This window comes from Paraburkholderia atlantica, from assembly GCF_000092885.1.
In the GTDB taxonomy this organism is placed as follows: Bacteria; Pseudomonadota; Gammaproteobacteria; order Burkholderiales; family Burkholderiaceae; genus Paraburkholderia; species Paraburkholderia atlantica.
In genome coordinates, this window is record NC_014119.1 from 844,457 (window position 1) to 865,125 (window position 20,669).

Consider the following 20,669-nt stretch of genomic DNA (forward strand, 5'->3'; position numbering starts at 1 on the left):
CGAAATGACCGACTCCCGTTCGACCACGGGCGAGCGCCCGCTGAATCCGTTCATCGACGTGCAGAAAGCGCTGAAGGGCGCTTCCTATCCCGCCGACAAGGACAGCCTCATCGAAACCGCGAAAGCCAACGGCGCCGACGACGACGTGCTGCAAAGGCTCCAGGATCTGCCCGACCAGCAGTATCAGAGCCCCGCCGACGTCTCGAAGGGCGTCGGCAATGAATAAGCCGCAAACCCCATCGCCGCGCCCGCCAGGTCAGGGCTCATCGGCGACCCGGTCCCCGCATGGAGCGCGATTCCCGGCCGCGCTCGCGGTGCCGGGCGTCGTCTTCGTCGTCATTGGCGTGCTGCTCGCGATCGGCGGTATCCGGCTCGCGATGCTCGGCGGCTCGTGGTACTACCTGCTCGCCGGCATCGCGATCGCCGCAACCGGCGTTCTGCTGTGGCTGCGCCGGCGTGCCGCGCTGTTCGTGTTCGCGATCGTGCTGTTCGCATCGACGATCTGGGCGGTGGTCGAGGCGCGCTTCGATTTCTGGCAATTGCTGCCGCGCCTGTGGGTGTGGGTGGTGCTAGCGATCTGGCTGCTGCTGCCACCGGTGAGCAAGCGGCTCGCGCTCGGGCCGCCCGCCGTGCCGCGCGAAGGCGTGCTGCCGCTCGCGGGCGCGGTCGTGCTCGTGGTGCTGCTCGGCATCGTCACCGCGTTCAATCATCCGTACGATCACCCCGGCCAGCTCGAAGTGACGTCGGCGGCGTCGGCCGACGCGCCGCTTGCCGGCGACTCGAACCGCAAGCCGGCGGACTGGAGCGACTACGGTGGCTCGCCGCTCGGCCAGCGCTACTCGCCGCTCGCGCAGATCACACCGGACAACGCGGGCAAGCTGAAGGAGGCATGGCGCATCGAGACCGGCGACAAAGCCGGCCCGGGCGACCCGACCGAAACCACCTACGAGGACACGCCGATCAAGGTCGACAACAAGGTGTACGTGTGCACGCCGCACAGCATCGTGATCGCGCTCGACCCGGCGACCGGCCACCAACTGTGGCGTTACGACCCGCACATCCAGAGTCCGATCGGTAACTTCAGGCACTGGGAGCATATGACTTGTCGCGGCGTGTCGTATCACGACGACGCGCTCTATCCGCCGCTGCCGGCCGCGGCCGAAGCCGCGCGCAACAGCGCGGCCGTAGCCACCGCGAGCCCGGCTAGCGCCGCGGCGGCGGCGGGCCAGGGCACCGTGCCGACGTCGGTGCCGAACACGCCGCAAGACCGGGCGGCGACCGCGAGCGAGTGCCCGCGCCGCATCTTCGTGCCGACCGCCGATGCGCGCCTGATCGCGCTGAACGCCGACACGGGCGCGCTCTGCCCGCACTTCGGCAACAACGGCGCGGTCGACCTGCGCACGCACATCGGGCCGTTCACGCCCGGTGGCTACTACTCGACGTCGCCGCCGGCCGTCACGCGCGACCTCGTGATCACCAGCGGCCACGTGACCGACAACGAATCGACCAACGAGCCGTCCGGCGTCACGCGCGCGTTCGATGTGCACGATGGCCACCTCGTGTGGAACTGGGACGCGGGCAATCCGGACATGACGCAGCCGATAGCATCGGGGCAGGTCTACGTGCGCAACTCGCCGAACATGTGGTCGGTGTTCTCGGTCGACGAGAAGCTCGGCATGGTCTATCTGCCTCTCGGCAATCAGACGCCGGACCAGTGGGGCGGCCTGCGCACACCGGCTTCCGAGAAGGTCGCGGCGGGCATCGTCGCGCTCGATCTCGCGACCGGCCGGATGGTGTGGAACTACCAGTTCACGCACCACGACCTGTGGGACATGGACGTCGGCGGCCAGCCGTCGCTCGTCGATCTGCAAACCGCGAGCGGCGTGCAGCCGGCGATCCTCGCGTCGACCAAGCAGGGCAGCATCTACGTGCTGAACCGCCAGACCGGCAAGCCGATCATCCCGATTACCGAACGTCCGGTGCCGGGCGGCGCGGCGCCGGGTGACCACACGTCGCCGACGCAGCCGTACTCGGCGCTGAACTTCGCGCCGCCGACGCTGCACGAGCACGACATGTGGGGCACCAATCCGTTCGATCAGCTGTGGTGCCGCATCAAGTTCAAGTCGCTGCGTTACGACGGCATGTTCACGCCGCCATCGGAGCAGGGCTCGCTCGTGTTCCCCGGCAACTTCGGCGTATTCGACTGGGGCGGCGTGGCGGTCGATCCGGTGCGGCAGTTGCTGATTTTGAATCCGAGCTACATGGCGTTCACGTCCAAGCTGGTTCCGCGCGCACAGATCGGTTCGAACAGTGGCGAACAGAAGGGCAGCGAAACGAGCGGCATCAAGCTCGCGCTCGGCGCGCCATTCGGCTTCGAACTGAACGCGTTCCTTTCGCCGCTCGGCATTCCGTGTCAATCGCCGCCCTGGGGCTACGTGGCCGGCGTGGATCTGCGCCAGGGGCATATCGTCTGGGAGCACAAGAACGGCACCATCCGCGATAGCGCGCCGCTGCCGATCCCGATGCCGCTCGGCGTGCCGAGCCTCGGCGGCATGGTCACCACCGGCGGCGGCGTCGCGTTCCTGTCCGGCACGCTCGACTACTACCTGCGCGCCTATGACGTGCGCACCGGCGCGCGGCTGTGGCAAGCGCGTCTGCCGGCCGGCGGCCAGGCCACGCCGATGACCTATGCCGACAGCAACGGCAAGCAGTATGTGCTGGTGGTAGCGGGCGGACATGGCTCGCTAGGCACGAAGCAGGGCGACTCCGTGGTCGCTTATTCGTTGCCGTAGTCGCGCCGGTATCGCGCTTGCTCGGTCGAGGCATGAATCGATCGAAGGACGGCGTAGCAGAACGAGACCCGGAACACAGGCCCCGACGAAGGATCACCCATGCGATTTTTTGCGCTCGCGACCGACTACGACAACACGCTCGCCACCGACGGCCAGGTCGCCGATTCGACGTGGGCCGCACTCGAACGCCTGCGCGCGTCCGGCCGTCACGCGATCCTCGTCAGCGGACGCGAGCTCGACGACCTGCTCGCGATCTGCCCGCGCATCGAGCTGTTCTCGCGCGTGGTCGCGGAAAACGGCGGCGTGCTGTATTGCCCGGCCGATGGCGCGCGCCGTCTGCTCGCACCGGCACCGCCGGAAAATTTTGCCGCGGAGTTGCGGCGGCGTGCGCCCAACGCTTTCAGCGTCAGCCAGACATTGGTCGCGACGATGAAGCCCCATGAGCATGTCGCGCTCGATGTGATTCGCGACCTCGGGCTCGAATTGCGGATCATCTTCAACGGCGACGCGGTGATGATCGTGGCGCCGGGCGTGTCGAAGGCGAGCGGTCTGAGCGCGGCGCTCGCCGATCTCGAACTGTCGCCGCTGAACGTGGCCGGTATCGGCGACGCGGAAAACGACCATGCGCTGCTCGACGCGTGCGGCCTCGCGGCGGCCGTCGCGAACGCCTTGCCGGCGTTGAAGAAGCACGCCGATATCGTGACGGGCGGCGTCGCGGGTGCGGGCGTGGCCGAACTGATCGACGCACTCGTCGCCGACGATTTGCGCAGGACCGCCGACGCGTCGCCGCGCAATCGCATCGTGCTCGGCCCCTGCTGTGATGCGCCGGACAGCGAGCCGCTGTCGTTGCCCGTATACGGCAGCGTCGTGCTGCTCGTCGGTGAATCGGGCTGCGGCAAGTCCACCGCGACGGCGGGCCTGCTCGAGCGGCTCGCGGCCGCGGGCTGCCAGATGTGCATCGTCGATCCTGAAGGCGACTATGACAATGACGATGCGACCTTCGTGCTCGGCGATGCGAGCAATGCACCGTCGATCGAGGAGGCGATGCAGTTGCTGCGCCGTCCGGCACGGCCGGCCATCGCGCTCAATCTGCTGCGGGTGCCGCCGTCGGATCGGCCGGTGTTCTGCGCGAATCTGCTGTTGCAGGTGCAGCGTTTGCGCACGCGCACCGGACGGCCGCACTGGCTCGTGTTCGAAGAGGCGCATCACGTGTTTCCCGCGCAATGGGCCGGCGCGAACCAGGCGATTCCGGAAGCGCTCGAAACGGCGCTCGCGGTCACCGTGTCGCCCGAGCAGTTATCGCCGGTGTTGCTGCAGCAGGTCGGCACGGTACTTGCGATGGGCGACGGCGCGCATGCGGCCTTGCAGCGCTTTGCTGCCGCAAGTGGACGTGAGCCGCCAGCGTCGAGCGGTGACGGTGCGCAACTCGCCAAAGGCGACGCGCTGTTATGGCGCGTCGGCGCCGCCGCGCCGCCGCAACTCGTGCGGCTCGAACCCGGTCGCAAGGAAAAGCGCCGGCATCGTCGCAAGTACGCGGAAGGTCTGCTGATTCCCGAGCGCAGTTTTTATTTTCGCGGCGAGCACAACGCGCTGAATCTGCGCGCGCACAACCTGGTGCTGTTCGTCGAGATTGCCGAGGGTGTCGATGCGGCGACATGGCAGTTTCATCGCCAGCGTGGCGACTATTCGCGCTGGTTCGAACAGCAGATCGGCGACGCGGACCTGGCCGACGAAGCACGCCGCATCGAGCAGGACTGCGCGCTCGATGCGGCGCAAAGCCTCGCGCGCATCCGCGCGGCGATCCACGCGCGCTATACCCAACCGGAGAATCCTTCGCTGCCCGCGGTGTTGACCGGCTCGCCGCAAAGTCGCGACGAGCCCGACGCGCGGCAGTCCGACGCCGATCCGCGGCAGCGGCAGTGAGGCGGGGATTGCAACGCGCCCCACGCGCCTTGCCCGCCAGGCACGCGCAATGCGCAGTTCCGGTCAAAGCGGGCCGATGCAACGGACCGAAGGAGCCGAACATGCGTGTGCAGGCGATAGAGATGGCCGACTTTCTCGTAAGCTGGACCGTCATCAGGGATTCGGAAGGTGCTTTTCAGTGGATCGTGCTAGTGACCGAGCGCGGCGGCGGGCATGGCACGGTCTTCGAGCGACGCGGGACGTGTGGCCACGTGTCGTGGGGCGACGCGCAGGACATCGCGGCCGAGAATGCGCGCCGCGTCGCGGCTACGCTCGTCGAACCGGGCGCGCTCGACAAGGCGACACAGCGGCGCGGGCGGACACCGGCGGCGCCCGGCGCGAATCGTTGATGCCGCTTGCGTCAGTCGTTGGCGCATCCGCTACTCATACTGACGCCGCGTCCGTTCCGCGCGACGCGACTTCGGCAGGCTGCGCCGCAGCGCGAACAATAAGGTCGATCCCAGCAGCAGCGCGGCGATCGGAAAGGTGCCCGCCGCATTCACCGCAATGTTCATCGGACGCTCGCCGAGCAACTGCATCCGGCGGCGCGTCATCGCGGCCCCGAGCGACTGCAGTTCGCCTTTCAACACGCGCTCGGCGTCGGGCAGCAGGATGGTTTCCTCGTCGGCGACGTGATGGGCGACTTCGCGGATCAGTTGAAAAAACAGCCCGTCGTAGGCGGCGTTTTCAGGGCCCATTGCGCGCAGCTTTGTGATCGTCGCGCGCATCTCGTCGTGCTCGGAACGACTTTTCGTCAGTGTCTCGTCGTTGCCTAGCGCGCGGTCTAGCGCCGGGTAGAAGATTTCTTCCTCCAGTTGCGCGTGGATTTCAAGCGCGTCGCACACGCCGTTGACGATCGCGCGTTTGCGCCACCACGGCGTGGACGCGTGGTATCGGTGCGAAGCGGCGAGCACGTGCATATGGTCGAGGCGGATCATCGACGTAATCGATGGCGACAGCGATGAGGCGTCGTTGGGCATGGCGTTTCTCCACGGAAAGGGTGCTCGCGGATACCGCATGCGCCATTCCTGATGCCCCACAATGGGTCAATCGTGCGCCAGTGCCCGCTAGCGGAGCTCTTTGCTGCTCGACAGTGCGCTCAAGGCGGAGTCCGTGGCATCCGCTGCACGGGCGAACAGATCGTCGACGATTCGGCGCGCCGCGCTATATCCGCCCATCACCGCATCGGCTTCGGTGTCGAACGGCCGGCCGCCCGCAATGTCGAACCGCAGCGGCGAGAACGTGGCAACCGCAGCACCCGCCTGATAGATGTGAACCACCGCCGCATAGCGCGTGCGTACCGCCGCGCGCCCTGCGGGGCGCAACGTGAAGTCCGCCTCGACGGTCACCTCAATCGTGAACCCGTGGTATTCGTAGGTCCGCATCATCATGTCCTTCGTTGCGTGAGTGGGTGATCGCGCCGCGGCGTAACGATCATGCGCGATGGCCGCGGCGCTCGCTGCGTGCTTCGAGCGTTGCGAGCCGCGCGAGCAGCAGGCGCGCTTGCGGTTGCAGCGCCGGCGGCAGTTCGGCATTGGCCTCGATGCGGGCGCGCCAGTAAGCCGGCCTTGCAACTATCGTGCCGTGCCAGTCGAGGCAGTCGCGTTTAACCAGTTGTTCGAGGCGCTGGACCATCGTGCTGATGTGCTTTAATTCGTTGGCGGCGTCGTTATAGTTGCGCGTGGCTTTCACAGGTTCTCTCCAATTTGTTGTTAGTCGTTGTCGTGGGTCAGCGTTTCGACCATACCGCGTCGCTCGCTCGACGGGCCTGTGCCGCCTCAACGTTTTCGCATCAGGGTTTGAAGCAACGATTCGCCGTGGTTCGTCACGCGCGGACGATGCGCGCCTGACGGTGTGCTTTCGAGCGCGACCGGGCGGCGCTCGAGCTACCGGTCTGTCGACGTGTCGGAAAACGCCGGAATCAGCATACGCTGGCAACCGCAAAAAGGTGCATCCAGGCGTACGTCCGAAACTCTGACGTTGCGGACAGCCATACGGGACGCGCGGCCCGGCCTTCGCGCGAATTCGAAGAAGCCCGTTCGCGGCCGATTTGGCGTAGCGTAGTCAATGTGAATGGCGGTTGAAGGAGGGCACAATGGCTGACGTCCGACGAGGCTGCCCTCGCGCCATCGATGCGCGGGAGCGCGAAAATTCCGCGAGGTGCGATCCCAACCGCGACGCGGCGCGCGCTGCGAAAAACCGTCGCGCGGCGGCGCTGCGCACATCGCTCGTCATGACATTCGCGATCGCCGCGACGGCCGCGTGCGCGACGCCGCCCGAACGCGGCACAGCGCAGCCTTCGGGTCAACCGGTCTGCAACGTGGCCGGCAAGTTCTGCAACACGTTTTTCGGACCTTGACGATACCCGCGGCAGCGCCTCGAGCGATCACCCGACCTCGTTGCTGCGCGGGACTTCGCTGCCTATTTCGGCGCCGGTCGTCGGATCGCTCGACGGGTCGGAGCGCAGACGCGTGGCCATCGCAGTCACGGCGGTTTCCTGCTGCGCTTCGAGTCCCACCGACGCACTGCCGTCGCCGCCATCCACCGCCGGTTCACCGGTCCGTATCGTGAGACCGGTGCCGCTGTTCCACGGTGTGTTGATCACTGCTCCGTCGTGCGACATCTTGTAGTAGACGCTCGCGAATTCCTGTCTCGGCGGCAGCTTGCCCGGCGGGAAACTCGGCGTGATTGCATACAGCGCCTTCTCGAACGACTTTTGATGCGCGACTTCGCGGGTCATCAGAAAGCCGAGCGCTTCGCGCACGCCGGCATCGTCGGTCACGTTGATCAGCCGTTCATAGATGATCTTCGCGCGCGCTTCGGCGGCGATGTTCGAGCGCAGGTCCGCGGTCGGCTCGCCGATCGTGTCGATGTACGCGGCACTCCACGGGACGCCGCCGGAGTTCGTCAGCGGCGGCCCGCCGCCGTAAAGCACCTGCGTAAGGTGACTGTCGTTGCCCGCGCCGTTGAGCTTGCGATAAAGCTCGGCCTGCTGCTCGACCGCTTCGGCGAGTTCGCCCTTCGCCCCGCGATTCAACATCGCGACGATCGAGCCGATGATCTCGAGATGGCTCAGCTCTTCGGTGGCGATATCGAACAGCATGTCCTTGCGCCCGGGGTCTTCTTCGGCAACGGCCTGCGTGAAGTAGCGCATCGCGGCGGCCAGTTCGCCTTGCGGCCCGCCGAACTGCTCCAGCATCAGATTCGCGAGCCCGGGATTGGTCGTGCCGACCCGGACCGTGTATTGCAGCCTTTTGTTGTGCATGAACATCGTGACCTCCATTGGAGTTGGTACTGTGGGTCTTCCATCCGCCGTGCCACGCATGCGGAGCGCCGTTCGTCGCGAGCGGCGCGTGGATCGCCGCGCATGCCGCGTTCCTGGCCGGCTCTCGCATCGCGTCGTTGGCCGGCCCGCGATGGCGTGCGCAGTGGCCGGTGGCGTCTACCCATGCCGCGCGCTGATCGTCATCGGCATGTCCGTGGCCTTCGGCATATGGACAGCCGGCATCGGTTGGAGCAGCATGGTCGCCTGGGGAGGCTTGAAGCAGCGGGCGAATGCACCAGGAACTTGCATGTGAGCGAGGCACTCGACTCAGATACTCGCGCTGCTACGCGCACGAGCGAGGCAACCAGTCGTCCTACTGCAGGAGGAAACAAATGCTGACGCAGAAAACCAAGGACATCGTAAAAGCGACAGCCCCGGTTTTGGCCGCGCACGGCTATACGATCATTCAACGTTTCTACAGACGGCTCTTCGAAGCGCATCCCGAACTGAAAAACGTTTTCAACATGGCGCATCAGGAGCAGGGGCAGCAGCAGGAAGCGCTCGCGCGCGCCGTGTACGCGTACGCCGAGAACATCGAGGACCCCGGCAGTCTCGCCGCGGTGCTGCGCAATATCGCCAACAAGCACGCGAGCCTCGACGTGAAAGCGGAGCACTATCCGATCGTCGGCGAACATCTGCTCGGTGCGATCAAGGACGTGCTCGGCGACGCCGCGACCGACGACATCATCTCCGCGTGGGCGCAGGCATACGGCAATCTCGCGGACGTACTGATGGGCATGGAGTCCGAATTGCGCGAAACGCGCGCGGCGCAGCTCGGCGGCTGGACCGGATGGCGCACGTTCGTCGTCGAGGAGAAGCGGCCCGAGAGCAGCGTCATCACGTCCTTCATTCTCGAACCGAAGGACGGACAGCCGGTCGCCAACTTCGAGCCGGGCCAGTACATCGGCATTGCGGTCGACGTGCCTGCGCTCGGCCTGCAGCAGATCCGGCAATACAGCTTGTCCGACGTGCCGAATGGCCATAGCTATCGGATCTCGGTCAAGCGCGAGAGCGGCGAGGCCGGGCGGCCGGCGGGCTATGTGTCGTCGCTGCTGCACGATCACGTGAAGGTCGGCGACGAGGTGAAACTGGCCGCGCCGTACGGCACTTTCTACATCGATGTGCATGCGAAGACGCCGATCGTGCTGATCAGCGGCGGCGTCGGTCTGACGCCGATGGTCAGCATGTTGAAGCGCGCGATTCAGGACCCGCAGCGGCGCGTCGTGTTCATACATGGTGCACGCAACGGCGCGGTGCACGCAATGCGCGACCGTCTGCAGCAGACCGCCGCCACCCAGCCGAATTTCCGCGCGATCGTGTTCTACGACGCGCCGCTCGATACCGACGTGCAGGGCCGCGACTACGACAACGCCGGTTTCATCGACCTCAGCAAGCTGCGCGACGAGATCCTGTTGCCCGACGCCGACTACTACATCTGCGGTCCGGTTCCTTTCATGCGGCTGCAGCACGACGCATTGAAAAACATGGACATTCACGAGTCGAAAATTCACTACGAGGTGTTCGGACCAGATCTGTTCGCTGAATGACGCATACGGCGCGTGCTGTGCGACGGCTGCCGCGGAATCGACAAGCTGAAATGCAGTCACCGAGACGGGGAGTGCGGCATGAAAGTGCACCATCTGAACTGCATTTCGACCTGCCCGTTGTGCGGCATGCTGTTCAACGGGCAACCCGCATCGTTGGTCCGCCGCGGGCGTTTGGCCTGCCATTGTCTGCTCGTCGAAAGTCCGGCGGGGCTCGTGCTCGTCGATACCGGTTTCGGTCTGCGCGATGTCGCCGATCCTTATTCGCGCCTCGGCAAATTCTTTCTGAGGCTGCTGAAGCCAGAGTTCCGGAATGAAATGACGGCGATCAGGCAGATCGAGCGGCTCGGCCTCGACCCAGCCGACGTGCGCCACATCGTGATGACACACCTCGATTTCGACCATGCGGGCGGGCTCGACGACTTTCCGCACGCGACCGTGCATATGCTCGCGAGCGAGCGTCAATACGCGGCACAACAGAAGACCTGGCTCGACCGGCAGCGCTACAGGCCGCAGCAGTGGTCGTACCAGAACATGTGGCGCGTGCATTCGCCGCAATACACCGAGCGCTGGGAAGGCTTCGCGAAGGTCCATCCGATCGAGGAACTCGCGAGCGAGATCGCACTAGTGCCGCTACGAGGCCATACCTATGGTCACGCGGGCGTCGCGGTGCACGGCGACGGCGGCTGGTTGCTGCTCGCGGGCGACGCCTATTTCGACACGGGCGAACTCGACCCGGTGCGTCCGCATTGCGCGCCCGGTTTGCGCTTTTATCAGTGGTTGCTCGAAAAGGACCGCGCGGCACGACTGTACAACCAGCGCCGACTGCGCGATCTGGCGAAGCGCGCGAGTCCCGGGTTGAGGATTTTTTGCAGCCACGACGTCGACGAATTCGAGCGGCTTGCCGGCCGTTCAGTGGCGGGGCCGGCGGAGCAGATGGCGGGATGATCGGGCGACACGTGTTTCGCGTAGCGAACTGTCCGCGGCGCAGGGCTTACGGACAGCCTGCGGCGCGGACGTGTTTCCTATACTGATCTTGTCCTCCGCTTGGACTCGTGGGGACAGCGTTCTCAAATGCGCTTGCGGCGACCATGCCGGGCAAAGGCTGGTCGCTTTTTTTGCGAGCGCAGTCTTCATCGATCGGGCCGCCGCAGCAGCGCGGCCGTGAGCAGGCCGGCGCCGAGCACCACGTAGACGTTGGCGAGCGAGCGACGCGACAGGTGCGCCTCGAATCCCGGCGTGAGCCTGTTGGGCACCACCTTGTAGTCGACCACATACGCGCTGGCCACGGTCGCGGCGGCGGCTACCGCGGTGGCGCCGGGCCGTCGTGACGGGACAGGGCCGGCCATCCGGTCAACGAGCTGCTCGAACAGCAATGCCCAGAAGATGGCGGCCGCCTGATGGATAGCGAAGCCGGTCACCGTATGGCGGATGCTGAAGCCGCGTTCGCGCAGCGCGCGTTGTGGCCACATGGAGTGAGTGACCGCATTGATCGGCGCGAGCGGGCTGCCCGATGCGTCCGTGGATGCCGCCGAGGCCGTCGCCGCCGACAGGCATCCAGCCAATAGCCCCGATGGAACGGCCCGGCGTAGCGTCGCACAGGCGGCCTGATACCACGGCGAACCGATTTTGTACTCGCGCATTTTCATGGCAGCGCTCCAGTGCGGGCGCGCAAACGCACGCCCGATGATCGCGGACAGAGGTATGCGCAAGGAGCAGCATCGCGCGTTCCGCACCGACGGGACGGCGCATCGGCCGGAGCCGACTGCGCCGATTTCCCCCACAGTCAGTGCCTTAGCTGCAAGTGAAACTGCTTGCCGAGTTCACGTCTCCGCTGGTGTAGCGGGCCACCTTCGGATACGCGCAGAGCGGACGCGTGCGCCCGGCACCCCAGCTGGTCGGCACTTCGCTATTCGGAATCGCGTTGCTGGTGTCGCGAGCCGTCGCGATGACCCGGTTCGGCGCTTGCCCTTGCTCGACCCATGCCACCATGGGCGTCAGCATGTCGAACTGATCGGCCGTCGGACCGCCGCTGCAGTGATTCATCCCTGCTACCGTAAAGAGCCGCGCGAAATTGCTCGCGTCTCCGCCACTAGCCGTCGACAAGCGCTGATACCAGTCGGTCGTATCGTTCGACGAGAACACCGGATCGCTCGTTCCGTGATAGACGATCAACTTCGCGCCCCGGCTCCGCAGACCGCTCAAATCAGTTTCGTTCGGCGGCGTCATGAATGACCACGAAGACTCGGCATAGACACCGCTCGTTGCGAAGATCTTCGGCGCATCACTGTCCATGCTGAAGTTCAGACCGTAGGCACCCATCGAACCGAGGATCGAAGCGCTTTGCGGCGGCGACGTAAACACGAAGGCTGCCGCGGCCGGATCAAGGCTGATGGAATTGCCTTGCTTCCACGCGGCCCAGCCTGATCCGTTGATACCGACGTCATACGGAAAGCTCGCATAGAGCGCCGTGCCGGCGCTGTTTTTCGCCCCAGAGAATATGTTTCCAACGGCCAGCTTTTGAGCCGCCGTAAGACAGCTGCCGTCGCGACCATTGCTCGAACACGTCGGTACGTCAGTGGCCAGATTGAAGTTCGCCTGGCACGCTTTGATGTCCTGGACCATTCCGTCCGCCACACCGTCGAGCGAATCACACTTCGCGATGATCTTCGATGCGATCAGCTGCCTTTCGGTAGCCGTCAAGCCGGTGGTGATATCGGCAATGCCGGACGAGGTCGTAGCGGTCGCAACGGTAGCGAGCTGTTGCGCGCTCCATAATTCCCCGATCGCCGCCTTCGGCAAATGAAAGCCGGGGTCTCCGGCAATGATGCCGTCGTAATCCGCGAAAGATCTGGATGCGGCGACCATCGCATGACGGCCGCCGTTCGAGCAGCCTTCGAAGTAGCTGCGGTCGGGGCCCTTGCCATAGGCCAGCCTGATCACCTGCTTGGCCATTGGCGTCAGCGTAGCAACGGCGTTATAGCCATAGTCGAGACGCGCCTGGGGATCGAGACCGAAGAGCGGGTTTTGCGACCCGGAATGACCGGCATCCGAACTGATCACGGCGAAGCCCATGTTTAGAGCGTTGTTCAGCGGGCCACCGCCACTGAGCACCCCCGTAGCTGGTGTCACATTGCCGTCGAGACCACCGTTGGCCTGATAGAAAAAGCGACCATTCCACGCGATTGGCAGCCGCATTTCAAAACCGATCGCATAAGTCTGGCCGTCGACGGCGCTCGTGCGTTGATTCATTTTCCCTTCGATCACGCAATGTTCGGGGACTGACTTTCCCGCCACCGTGAGCGTTCCTGCCGGCACGTCGGAGACGGAGGTGAAGGTCGTGTTGGCAAACGTCAACCTGGCGGCGAGCGCGGCGCAGTCTCCCGACAGCGTCGCGGGTTGTGCCGCGGAAAGCCGAGGCAATTGCGTCGCATTGGTGGAGAGCGAGTCGGAACCGCCGCCGCAGGCCGCCAGCATCGCGGACACGGCCGATACGCACAGAGCAATTGAGGTTCGTTTCATTTGCGACCCTTATCAGAACATGTGTTTGATGCCGACCATCACGCCTGTTTGACCCATGCCCGCGCCCGGCGTGGTCCCGCTACCGCCGCCACTGACCGAATAGCGCGCCTTCGCACTGTTCGCCAGATACGCAGCCTGCGCGTAGACCGACGAACGCTTGCTCAGCAGATAGGTGGTGCGTAACGTTCCCATCGTGGCGCGGGTATCGTGGTCGCTATTGATGACGCGAAACACTTCGCCATCGAGGAGGAATGCAGGCGTGACCATGTATGAAGCGCCGAGGAAGAACAGGTCCGAACGGATATTGGGTACGGCCGGCGACTGGGTCACAACGCGGCGTCCAATCCAGCCTGCGCCGATCTTCGCGCCTGCGTACTGTGCATAGGCGCTCAGTTGCGTGCGGGCGTCCTTGTCCGCGGCGTTGATCAGAGGTGTCGGCGCAATACCGTCGAAGAAGTTGGCGGCTGCGGTTGCGCCGCCGCGTTGCTCCTCGTACGACGCGGCAGCGCCGAAATATTGCGAGTCGTACTTGAGCATTGCGGACCAATCGCGGCATTCCGTGGCGTGGCCCGGAACGGAGCCGGCACAGGTTCCTTGTCCCGGCGAGTTGCCGGTACCCGCAGCGTCCCGTGCGAATGAATAGCCCACGCCCAACGTGAAGCCTTTGTACGAGCCGAGATAGGTGATCGAGTTGTCGGTGCGCGCGTTGGGCACATAGGCATCCAGCGAGCCCATGCCGTAAATGTCCGGACCGATGATGTCGGCGCCCTGAATCGCCAGATAGGTCATCGTGTACTGACGGCCGAACGCGAGCGTCCCATACGGGCTCTTCACGCCGATGAACGCCTGGCGTCCAAACAGCCGGCCGCCCTGTCCAGAACTGCCGTCGCGAAGGTTGAAGCCGCTTTCGAGAGTGAAGACAGCGCTGTAGCCGCCGCCAAGATCTTCGTTGCCACGCAACCCCCAGCGTGAGGGGAACTCTCCGGTAACGGATGGCATGCGAACGATGCTATCGCCGTTCGCGTTCGCATGCGACACATACTCGATCCCTGTGTCAACGATGCCGTACAACGTGACGCTCGATTGCGCCAAGGCCCCTGCGCTCATCGCGCAGAGCGCACCGAACATGAGGACGTGAGTCGACTTCAATTGCATGGTGATATCTCCGGACCTGTTGTTTGCTTTTTTTGTTGAACTGCGGTTGTGGATCTTGGGTACGACTCGGTCTTTCGCTCGGGGCCGGCGCAACAGCATATGCATGGCTGCTTAATATCAGGTGGGCTGATATTGTGGATAAAATTAAGCGCGTCCTGAAAGACGCGCCCGTCCGTCCGTCGTGATAGTTCCGTATTTGATATCAGGTACCCTGACAACGCAAGCGCGAAGTGTTCGGTAGATTCCCCAGGGTTCGGAGGCGCGGAATTGGCCGCTATCGAAAAAGTGAACGGGCCGGTCGAACGGTGTCGGCTAGTGTCGGCAATGCCGGATTGTCGATTTCGCAGGCGATGAGCCGCGCCGCAGCGCCACTCGCTTCGTCGCCGAGCGCGGCCCGGTGAAGAAGCGAGCGCATGGATAGTTCGCGCATGCCGCTGCGCACCGCGAGGTTCGGCATCTCGTCGATCCAGGCCGATGCTTGCGGCATGGCGTGCGCGACCGCCAGACCGCACAGCACATCGAGTGCATAGCCCTTGCCCCAGAGGTAAGCATCGGGAAGGCGAGAGCTACGCGCAATCGCATCGATCAGGATTTCGACGGCGCGTCGCGGTTCACCTCGCGCAATCGCCACACGTCCGATGCCGCGGCCGGCGATGCCTTCCCAGCAGGGGTCACCAAGCTGACACCCCAGCGCGAAAGCATGTTCGAAGCGCTCAGCGGCGCGGTCCACGTCGCCGCACGCCAGAATCTTTGCCCGCGTCGCCGGGTCCACGACCGCCTACCAGCATCGCGACGCCTGCTTCGACTGCTTTCCCGTTGCCATCTGGGACGAACCGGCAGAAGATGCGGTGAACGTCCAATGGGCGCGCAGCATATGGGAAGCGCTGAGGCCGTACTCATTAGGCGGTGTCTATGCAAACAACCTCGGTGATGAAGGCGACGAACGGGTGAAGGAAGCCTATGGTGACAATTATTCGCGGCTGGCTTCCATCATCCCGACAACTGCTTCCGCATGAATCAGAACATTGCTCGCGCCTGAGTAAACTTTTAATCCGTTGATAGGACGTTTGCGGATGGGGTCGCGTCTGTGTTCGGGAATGCTGGATGCGGGAGCCACAGAGCTTGCGTTGCCGGCGCTGGTGAACAAACAGCCAACGAATCGGCTTGGGCCCCGGTAAGAAGCAAATAGGATCTGCTATGAGTAATCTGACTGAAAGCGTCGCACGACACGTTGTATTTGCTATTGCTGGGTTCTCGATGTGCAGCGGCGCCGCCAGTGCTGCCTGCCCCGCGTACGTGGAACTGTCTTCCGGCACCGTCTTCGATCTGGCGAAGCTGATTGCAGACAATGGATCACCGTCGGCAGCGCTGGAAAAGGCTCGCGCCGATCTTGCGCAAGTGAACCGCGCCGGGGAATGTTCAACGATCGAGCACACCCGTCGTCACGCAGAGTGCGTGGAAATCGTCGAAGCGACCCACAGAGCAGTAGCTGCTTTGGAACGTTGTTCACGGTAATTCGCCTCGACGCGTGCTCCGGTCCGAGCGCCGGCCATTCGACTACGCTATGGTCCGGCGCACTACGCCTCTCTAGTGTCAAACATCAGAAGATCCACACCTGCCTGCGCGAAGTTGCCGAGGTCTGCCGCAGTCGCCTGTCCTTCGGGCGAGTCAAATGCCGATTTGATGGCGTCGACCGAGTCGAAGCGAAGCATGGCGACGAGATGGTAAGGCGAGTCGCCTTGCGCCAACACCACCGGCCCCGCACTGATCTCGTAACTTTTCAAGCCCGGCAGGGTCTTCGCCAGTGGCGCATGGGTCGACGCGTAATAGTCATCGAACGCTTTGGTATCGATTGGTTTTTTGTAAAGCGCGACAAGCTGGGCCATGGTTCTGTCTCCTGTAAGTGGACCTTGAAAGGATGGTTTGCTTCTCGAGCTGGACACAGATGCGTAACACCGTCCGCGGCCGAGCCGATGGACAGCTCGTTGAGTCTATGACACCCCCGCGAGAGTTCAAGCCAGTTCTGAGGCGTCGATCAGCTCGGGTCGTGTCAGTTGCTCCGCTGGTGGCTCAGCGATTTGCCCGACGCCGCAGCCGGGAACACGACGTGCTAATCGATCAAGACTTGACATTTCTTGACCAGACGGGTGGACTCATGAGCAATGAAGCCAAAAGCGCTGCATATCCATACGCATCGGGTGGATGGGGTTCCGTCAAGGCGGTCGCGACGATCCTGCTTCGTGAAAAAGCACCGCTGAAGGATAGCCAGGTTCTGATGCATCAAAACAAGCCCGACGGTTTCATGTGTGTCAGCTGCTCGTGGGCGAAGCCGGCCGATCCGCATACGTTCGAGTTCTGCGAAAGCGGCGCGAAAGCCACTGCGTGGGATCTGACGGCCAAACGCGTAACGCCGGACTTCTTCGAGGTCCACACCGTCAGCGAGCTTGCGAAGTGGCATGACCACGATCTCGAGGAAGCGGGGCGGCTGACCGAGCCGCTGCGCTACGACCCGGCCACCGACCGCTACGTGCCAGTGCCATGGCAGCAGGCATTCGATGCGATCGGCGCCGAGCTGCGCACGCTCGACCCGGCCAGCGTGGTGTTCTACACGTCGGGCCGCGCATCGCTGGAAACTTCGTACATGCTGCAGCTTTTCGCGCGCATGTACGGCACCAACAATCTGCCCGACAGCTCGAACATGTGCCACGAGAGCACCAGCGTCGGGCTCAAGGAAGCGATTGGCGTCGGCGTCGGCACGATCTCGCTCGACGACTTCGAGAAGACCGACCTGATGTTCTTCTTCGGCCAGAACGTCGGTACGAATAGCCCGCGCATGCTGCATCAGTTGCAGGAGGCGCGCAAGCGTGGTGTGCCGATCATCACGTTCAATCCTTTGCGCGAGCCGGGGCTGCTGCATTTCGCAAACCCGCAGTCACCGGTCGACATGCTCACACCCACCGATACGCAGATCAGCACCCAATACCACCAGGTGAAGACGGGTGGCGATACCGCCGCGATTCTCGGCATCTGCAAGCTCGTCATCGAAGCGGACGATCGTGCGGTCAGCACGGGCGGCGCGCGCGTCGTCGACGTCGATTTCATCCGCGAGCATACGAACGGCTACGAGCCATTTGCGCAGTACGCGCGCGCGGCGAGCTGGGACGACATCGAGCGGGTGAGCGGCTTGCCGCGCGCCGCGCTCGAAGCGGCCGCCGACGAATACATGAAGGCGAATGCGGTGATCATCCACTACGGCATGGGTCTCACGCAGCATCGGATGGGCGTGCAGAACGTGCGCATGCTGAGCAATCTGCTGCTGCTGCGCGGCAATGTCGGCAAGCCGGGCGCGGGGCCGTCGCCGGTGCGCGGCCATTCGAACGTGCAGGGTCAGCGCACCGTCGGCATCACAGAAAAGCCGGAACTCGCGCCGCTCGATCAGCTGGCCAGGCAGTTTTCGTTCGAGCCGCCGCGCGAGAAAGGCATGAACATCGTCGAGGCCTTCGAGGCGATGCTCGACGGCAAGGTCAACGCGATGATCAACCTCGGCGGCAACCTCGTGCGCTCGGTGCCCGACCGGGTGCGCACCGAACCGGCGTGGGCCGCGCTCGGGCTGACCGTCAATGTGGCGACCAAGCTCAATCGCAGCCACCTGGTGCATGGTCAGCGCTCGTACCTGCTGCCGTGCCTGAGCCGCATCGAGATCGACCGCCAGGCGGGCGGAGCGCAGGCGGTGTCGATGGAAGACAGCACGGCGCACTTTCACGGCTCACGCGGCATGGTCGAACCGGCCGCGCCGACGATCCGCTCGGAGCCGTTCATCGTCGCGGGCATCGCGAAGGCGACGCTCGGCGAGCGCTCGAGCGTCGACTGGGACGCATGGCGCGACGACTATTCGCGCGTGCGGCTGGAAATGGCGAAGACGTGGCCCGAGATGTTCGGCGATTTCGAGGCGCGCATGTGGATACCCGGCGGCGTGATGCGGCCGTTACCCGCGCGCGAGCGCAAGTGGAAGACCAGCAGCGGCAAGGCCGAATTCACGGTGCCGACTTCGATCGGCGAAGATCCGGACATGCCCGAGCGTGAGCCCGATTCGCTGCGCTTGATGACCCTGCGCAGCGACAGCCAGTTCAACACGACCATTTATGGCCTCGACGACCGCTTCAGAGGCATCAAGGGTTCGCGCATGGTGATTCTGATGAATCCCGCCGACATGGAGAAGCGCGGGCTCGCGCACGGCGACCGCATCGGCCTCGAGACGATCGCGGACGACGGCGTCGAGCGCCGCGTCGACGGGCTGAGCGTCGTGCCGTTCGACGTGCCGCAGGGTTGCATCGGCGGCTATTACCCGGAATGCAATCCGCTGCTGCCGCTGTGGCACTACGCGAAAGAGAGCAAGGTGCCGGGCGCCAAGTCGATTCCGGTGCGCGTGCTGGCGGCCACGCGGTGATCAGCGCTTCGGGTGCAAGCAGAAACAAAAAGGCCGGCATCGTTACCTGTGCCGGCCGCTGAATTACACCCGGGCAGCGCGTGAAGGGCATGATAAGCGCGTGCCCACTTTCATCATAGTCGCGCCAGCGGCGCGTAGCACGTACGCCGCCTGTTGATAAAGCATGAGTTGCGTACGGTACCCGGATCGGCAAGCTGGCAAAGGGCGAAAGGTTTCGCGTGTAGTCCGATGAGGACAGTTTCCGGCCGAAAACGGCTATCGGAAATGCGCCCAGGCTGCCTCCCAAATCACGCGACGCACGTGGCCCCGAACGCGCCGCCGTCGCGCGCGCAGCGTGATCGGTAGTGTCCGTTACCCAGCAGTTATGAACATCCTACGAAGCCGCATAGGGTTCGTATACTGCGACGTCCCCTACGGATTCGGGGACAGCGTTTCTCCAGAAGCGCTTATGGCGATCACGCCGCAATGCCGGCTGATCGCCTTTTTCACGGTACCGCTCGAAGGAGGCTTACGCATCGGATTGGAAGGCAAATAACCCGACGGTTGGGGGAGACAATGACAGAACGCATTGAAGATGTGCTGGTGGAGACGATCAACGTAAGCACCGAGATCAGGGTGCGAACCTCAGCGCTAGCCAAAATGGAAGGAAGCCTCGCCCGGAGTGACGAGCCCCTGCTACGCGATGCGCTCGACACGACTCGGCGCGAGCTGTCGCTGCTGCATCAGCTCAGGGGCGAACTCATACACCGCTTGCAGGCACTCGAAAACGGCGGTCGGGACGGAGCGGCCGCCAATCGTCCGATGCCGATCCCTTGAGGTCCATGCACCGCATCGGCGTCCCTGGCCGATCGCGGTGCGTCGCGGGTCTGCGGCATGCTCACTGACAGGCATATCGAACGAAACCTGAAGGAGCAGACCATGAGCGCAACGCAGCCTTCCGTGCAACAGACGCCCGCCAACGACGACACGGACCTGCCGAACATGCCGGGCCAACCGGAGCCACCAACCACTGAAGACCTCCCCGATCTGCCCGAGCCGCAGGAAGTGGGCGAGGACGGTTGACGCGGGCAGCCGCGGACCCTACCGCGGCCCATGCCTCACGACCCACATCTCATCCTCGGCAGCGAGCGGGCGCGTACCGCCTGCTCGCGCTGCGACGGGGCGCGTGCGTGCGCTCCGCGATCGGAGCGACCATGAACGATCTTCGAACTGTCGATATCTACCGGTACGACCCGGACGCCGACGAGCGCCCGCGTCTGCAGCAATACGAGGTCGAACTGGGACCCGGCGAGCGCATGCTGCTCGACGTGCTCGGCGCGATCAAGGCGATGGACGAGTCGCTGGCTTATCGCCGCTCTTGCCGCGAGGGCATCTGCGGCTCGGACGCGATGAACATCAACGGCAAGAACGGGCTTGCGTGTCTGACCAACATGCAGGAACTGCCGAAGCACATCGTGCTGCGGCCGTTGCCGGGCTTGCCGGTAATCCGCGATCTGATCGTCGACATGACGCCGTTTTTCAATCAATACCATTCGATCAAGCCGTGGCTCGTCAACGACGATCCGCCACCCGAGCGCGAACGCCCGCAGTCACCGCAGGAGCGGGACCAGCTCGATGGGCTGTACGAATGCATTCTGTGCGCGTGCTGTTCGTCGTCGTGCCCGAGCTTCTGGTGGAACCCGGACAAGTTCGTCGGTCCCGCGGGCCTGTTGCAGGCCTTCCGGTTTATCGCGGATTCGCGCGACAAGGACACGGCCGCGCGATTGACGAATCTCGAAGACGCCTACCGGCTGTTTCGTTGCCGCACCATCATGAACTGCGTGGACGTGTGCCCGAAGGGGCTGAATCCAGCGCGCGCGATCGGCGAAATACGCACGATGCTCACGCGTCGCACGGTGTGATCTCGAGACGGCATGGCGATT

General features: G+C 64.2%; 22 protein-coding genes. 13 read left to right on the forward strand and 9 right to left on the reverse strand.

Annotation, left to right across the window (positions count from 1 at the left end):
* Positions 1-4: 4 nt before the first annotated feature.
* The 4 genes from BC1002_RS31425 to BC1002_RS31440 all read left to right on the forward strand — a co-directional run bounded on the left by BC1002_RS31425 (position 5) and on the right by BC1002_RS31440 (position 5,104).
* Positions 5-226 (forward strand): DUF2795 domain-containing protein, encoded by a 222-nt coding sequence (locus BC1002_RS31425; RefSeq protein ID WP_013094009.1) that lies wholly within the window; start codon positions 5-7, stop codon positions 224-226.
* A complete protein-coding gene (locus BC1002_RS31430) occupies positions 219-2,792 on the forward strand; it encodes a membrane-bound PQQ-dependent dehydrogenase, glucose/quinate/shikimate family (protein ID WP_013094010.1) in 2,574 nt (857 codons plus the stop codon). Before BC1002_RS31425 ends, BC1002_RS31430 begins: the two co-directional genes overlap by 8 nt.
* A 99-nt stretch (positions 2,793-2,891) precedes the next feature.
* The gene (locus BC1002_RS31435; RefSeq protein ID WP_013094011.1) at positions 2,892-4,715 is read left to right on the forward strand and encodes an HAD family hydrolase; all 1,824 of its coding nucleotides are present in this window, start codon (positions 2,892-2,894) and stop codon (positions 4,713-4,715) included.
* A 122-nt stretch (positions 4,716-4,837) separates the two neighbouring features.
* Entirely contained in the window at positions 4,838-5,104 is a 267-nt protein-coding gene (locus BC1002_RS31440; RefSeq protein WP_238538035.1) for a hypothetical protein, read from the forward strand.
* 30 nt (positions 5,105-5,134) lie between these two features.
* Here the strand turns inward: BC1002_RS31440 and BC1002_RS31445 are convergent, their stop codons facing one another.
* The 3 genes from BC1002_RS31445 to BC1002_RS31455 form a co-directional block, all read right to left on the reverse strand.
* Positions 5,135-5,734, reverse strand: a complete 600-nt coding sequence (locus tag BC1002_RS31445; RefSeq protein ID WP_013094013.1) for a hemerythrin domain-containing protein — start codon at positions 5,732-5,734, stop codon at positions 5,135-5,137.
* 87 nt (positions 5,735-5,821) lie between these two features.
* Complete coding sequence (locus BC1002_RS31450; protein WP_157874828.1) at positions 5,822-6,145, reverse strand: hypothetical protein; 324 nt, start codon at positions 6,143-6,145, stop codon at positions 5,822-5,824.
* Positions 6,146-6,188: 43 nt separating this feature from the next.
* Complete coding sequence (locus BC1002_RS31455; protein WP_013094015.1) at positions 6,189-6,446, reverse strand: hypothetical protein; 258 nt, start codon at positions 6,444-6,446, stop codon at positions 6,189-6,191.
* A gap of 541 nt (positions 6,447-6,987) precedes the next feature.
* Here BC1002_RS31455 and BC1002_RS39460 point away from each other — a divergent pair.
* The gene (locus tag BC1002_RS39460) at positions 6,988-7,113 is read left to right on the forward strand and encodes a hypothetical protein (protein ID WP_274380068.1); all 126 of its coding nucleotides are present in this window, start codon (positions 6,988-6,990) and stop codon (positions 7,111-7,113) included.
* Positions 7,114-7,140: 27 nt separating this feature from the next.
* Here BC1002_RS39460 and BC1002_RS31465 read toward each other — a convergent pair whose 3' ends face one another.
* Positions 7,141-8,025, reverse strand: coding sequence for a manganese catalase family protein (locus tag BC1002_RS31465; RefSeq protein ID WP_013094017.1), 885 nt, complete (start codon positions 8,023-8,025; stop codon positions 7,141-7,143).
* A 386-nt stretch (positions 8,026-8,411) separates the two neighbouring features.
* On the opposite strand from BC1002_RS31465, the gene hmpA reads away from it, so the two are divergent.
* The gene (hmpA, locus tag BC1002_RS31475) at positions 8,412-9,626 is read left to right on the forward strand and encodes an NO-inducible flavohemoprotein (RefSeq protein WP_013094018.1); all 1,215 of its coding nucleotides are present in this window, start codon (positions 8,412-8,414) and stop codon (positions 9,624-9,626) included.
* 78 nt (positions 9,627-9,704) lie between these two features.
* Positions 9,705-10,571: an MBL fold metallo-hydrolase gene (locus BC1002_RS31480; RefSeq protein ID WP_013094019.1), complete on the forward strand. Its 867-nt coding sequence runs from the start codon at positions 9,705-9,707 to the stop codon at positions 10,569-10,571.
* A gap of 185 nt (positions 10,572-10,756) precedes the next feature.
* Here BC1002_RS31480 and BC1002_RS31485 read toward each other — a convergent pair whose 3' ends face one another.
* The 4 genes from BC1002_RS31485 to BC1002_RS31500 form a co-directional block, all read right to left on the reverse strand.
* Positions 10,757-11,272: a hypothetical protein gene (locus BC1002_RS31485; protein WP_013094020.1), complete on the reverse strand. Its 516-nt coding sequence runs from the start codon at positions 11,270-11,272 to the stop codon at positions 10,757-10,759.
* Between the two features lie 145 nt (positions 11,273-11,417).
* Entirely contained in the window at positions 11,418-13,145 is a 1,728-nt protein-coding gene (locus tag BC1002_RS31490; RefSeq protein ID WP_013094021.1) for a tannase/feruloyl esterase family alpha/beta hydrolase, read from the reverse strand.
* A gap of 12 nt (positions 13,146-13,157) precedes the next feature.
* Entirely contained in the window at positions 13,158-14,300 is a 1,143-nt protein-coding gene (locus BC1002_RS31495) for a porin (protein WP_013094022.1), read from the reverse strand.
* A gap of 274 nt (positions 14,301-14,574) precedes the next feature.
* The gene (locus BC1002_RS31500; protein WP_013094023.1) at positions 14,575-15,072 is read right to left on the reverse strand and encodes a hypothetical protein; all 498 of its coding nucleotides are present in this window, start codon (positions 15,070-15,072) and stop codon (positions 14,575-14,577) included.
* Between the two features lie 76 nt (positions 15,073-15,148).
* Here BC1002_RS31500 and BC1002_RS38565 point away from each other — a divergent pair, with 76 nt between their 5' ends.
* Together BC1002_RS38565 and BC1002_RS38080 are read left to right on the forward strand one after the other, a co-directional pair.
* On the forward strand, positions 15,149-15,316 hold the full coding sequence (locus BC1002_RS38565) for a hypothetical protein (protein ID WP_193373063.1): 168 nt from the start codon (positions 15,149-15,151) through the stop codon (positions 15,314-15,316).
* Between the two features lie 181 nt (positions 15,317-15,497).
* Complete coding sequence (locus tag BC1002_RS38080) at positions 15,498-15,815, forward strand: hypothetical protein (protein WP_157874829.1); 318 nt, start codon at positions 15,498-15,500, stop codon at positions 15,813-15,815.
* A gap of 62 nt (positions 15,816-15,877) precedes the next feature.
* Here the strand turns inward: BC1002_RS38080 and BC1002_RS31505 are convergent, their stop codons facing one another.
* Entirely contained in the window at positions 15,878-16,186 is a 309-nt protein-coding gene (locus BC1002_RS31505; protein ID WP_013094024.1) for an EthD family reductase, read from the reverse strand.
* Between the two features lie 269 nt (positions 16,187-16,455).
* Here BC1002_RS31505 and BC1002_RS31510 point away from each other — a divergent pair, with 269 nt between their 5' ends.
* The 4 genes from BC1002_RS31510 to BC1002_RS31525 all read left to right on the forward strand — a co-directional run bounded on the left by BC1002_RS31510 (position 16,456) and on the right by BC1002_RS31525 (position 20,648).
* A complete protein-coding gene (locus BC1002_RS31510; protein WP_013094025.1) occupies positions 16,456-18,747 on the forward strand; it encodes an FdhF/YdeP family oxidoreductase in 2,292 nt (763 codons plus the stop codon).
* A 555-nt stretch (positions 18,748-19,302) separates the two neighbouring features.
* Complete coding sequence (locus BC1002_RS31515; protein ID WP_013094026.1) at positions 19,303-19,563, forward strand: hypothetical protein; 261 nt, start codon at positions 19,303-19,305, stop codon at positions 19,561-19,563.
* A 102-nt stretch (positions 19,564-19,665) separates the two neighbouring features.
* Positions 19,666-19,809, forward strand: a complete 144-nt coding sequence (locus BC1002_RS31520) for a hypothetical protein (protein ID WP_013094027.1) — start codon at positions 19,666-19,668, stop codon at positions 19,807-19,809.
* Positions 19,810-19,940: 131 nt separating this feature from the next.
* Positions 19,941-20,648: a succinate dehydrogenase/fumarate reductase iron-sulfur subunit gene (locus tag BC1002_RS31525; protein ID WP_013094028.1), complete on the forward strand. Its 708-nt coding sequence runs from the start codon at positions 19,941-19,943 to the stop codon at positions 20,646-20,648.
* Positions 20,649-20,669: the final 21 nt, after the last annotated feature.

Excerpts from the sequence above, each read along its gene's own strand:
- BC1002_RS39460 (WP_274380068.1), top strand. The coding sequence starts at position 6,988 with ATGACATTCGCGATCGCCGCGACGGCCGCGTGCGCGACGCCGCCCGAA.
- BC1002_RS31495 (WP_013094022.1), bottom strand. The coding sequence starts at position 14,300 with ATGCAATTGAAGTCGACTCACGTCCTCATGTTCGGTGCGCTCTGCGCG.
- BC1002_RS31510 (WP_013094025.1), top strand. The coding sequence starts at position 16,456 with ATGAGCAATGAAGCCAAAAGCGCTGCATATCCATACGCATCGGGTGGA.
- BC1002_RS31450 (WP_157874828.1), bottom strand. The coding sequence starts at position 6,145 with ATGATGATGCGGACCTACGAATACCACGGGTTCACGATTGAGGTGACC.
- BC1002_RS31480 (WP_013094019.1), top strand. The coding sequence starts at position 9,705 with ATGAAAGTGCACCATCTGAACTGCATTTCGACCTGCCCGTTGTGCGGC.
- BC1002_RS31485 (WP_013094020.1), bottom strand. The coding sequence starts at position 11,272 with ATGAAAATGCGCGAGTACAAAATCGGTTCGCCGTGGTATCAGGCCGCC.
- BC1002_RS31515 (WP_013094026.1), top strand. The coding sequence starts at position 19,303 with ATGACAGAACGCATTGAAGATGTGCTGGTGGAGACGATCAACGTAAGC.
- BC1002_RS31440 (WP_238538035.1), top strand. The coding sequence starts at position 4,838 with ATGGCCGACTTTCTCGTAAGCTGGACCGTCATCAGGGATTCGGAAGGT.
- BC1002_RS31430 (WP_013094010.1), top strand. The coding sequence starts at position 219 with ATGAATAAGCCGCAAACCCCATCGCCGCGCCCGCCAGGTCAGGGCTCA.
- BC1002_RS31520 (WP_013094027.1), top strand. The coding sequence starts at position 19,666 with ATGAGCGCAACGCAGCCTTCCGTGCAACAGACGCCCGCCAACGACGAC.
- BC1002_RS31490 (WP_013094021.1), bottom strand. The coding sequence starts at position 13,145 with ATGAAACGAACCTCAATTGCTCTGTGCGTATCGGCCGTGTCCGCGATG.
- BC1002_RS31445 (WP_013094013.1), bottom strand. The coding sequence starts at position 5,734 with ATGCCCAACGACGCCTCATCGCTGTCGCCATCGATTACGTCGATGATC.
- BC1002_RS31425 (WP_013094009.1), top strand. The coding sequence starts at position 5 with ATGACCGACTCCCGTTCGACCACGGGCGAGCGCCCGCTGAATCCGTTC.
- BC1002_RS38080 (WP_157874829.1), top strand. The coding sequence starts at position 15,498 with ATGAGTAATCTGACTGAAAGCGTCGCACGACACGTTGTATTTGCTATT.
- BC1002_RS31525 (WP_013094028.1), top strand. The coding sequence starts at position 19,941 with ATGAACGATCTTCGAACTGTCGATATCTACCGGTACGACCCGGACGCC.
- BC1002_RS31505 (WP_013094024.1), bottom strand. The coding sequence starts at position 16,186 with ATGGCCCAGCTTGTCGCGCTTTACAAAAAACCAATCGATACCAAAGCG.
- BC1002_RS31435 (WP_013094011.1), top strand. The coding sequence starts at position 2,892 with ATGCGATTTTTTGCGCTCGCGACCGACTACGACAACACGCTCGCCACC.
- hmpA (WP_013094018.1), top strand. The coding sequence starts at position 8,412 with ATGCTGACGCAGAAAACCAAGGACATCGTAAAAGCGACAGCCCCGGTT.
- BC1002_RS31465 (WP_013094017.1), bottom strand. The coding sequence starts at position 8,025 with ATGTTCATGCACAACAAAAGGCTGCAATACACGGTCCGGGTCGGCACG.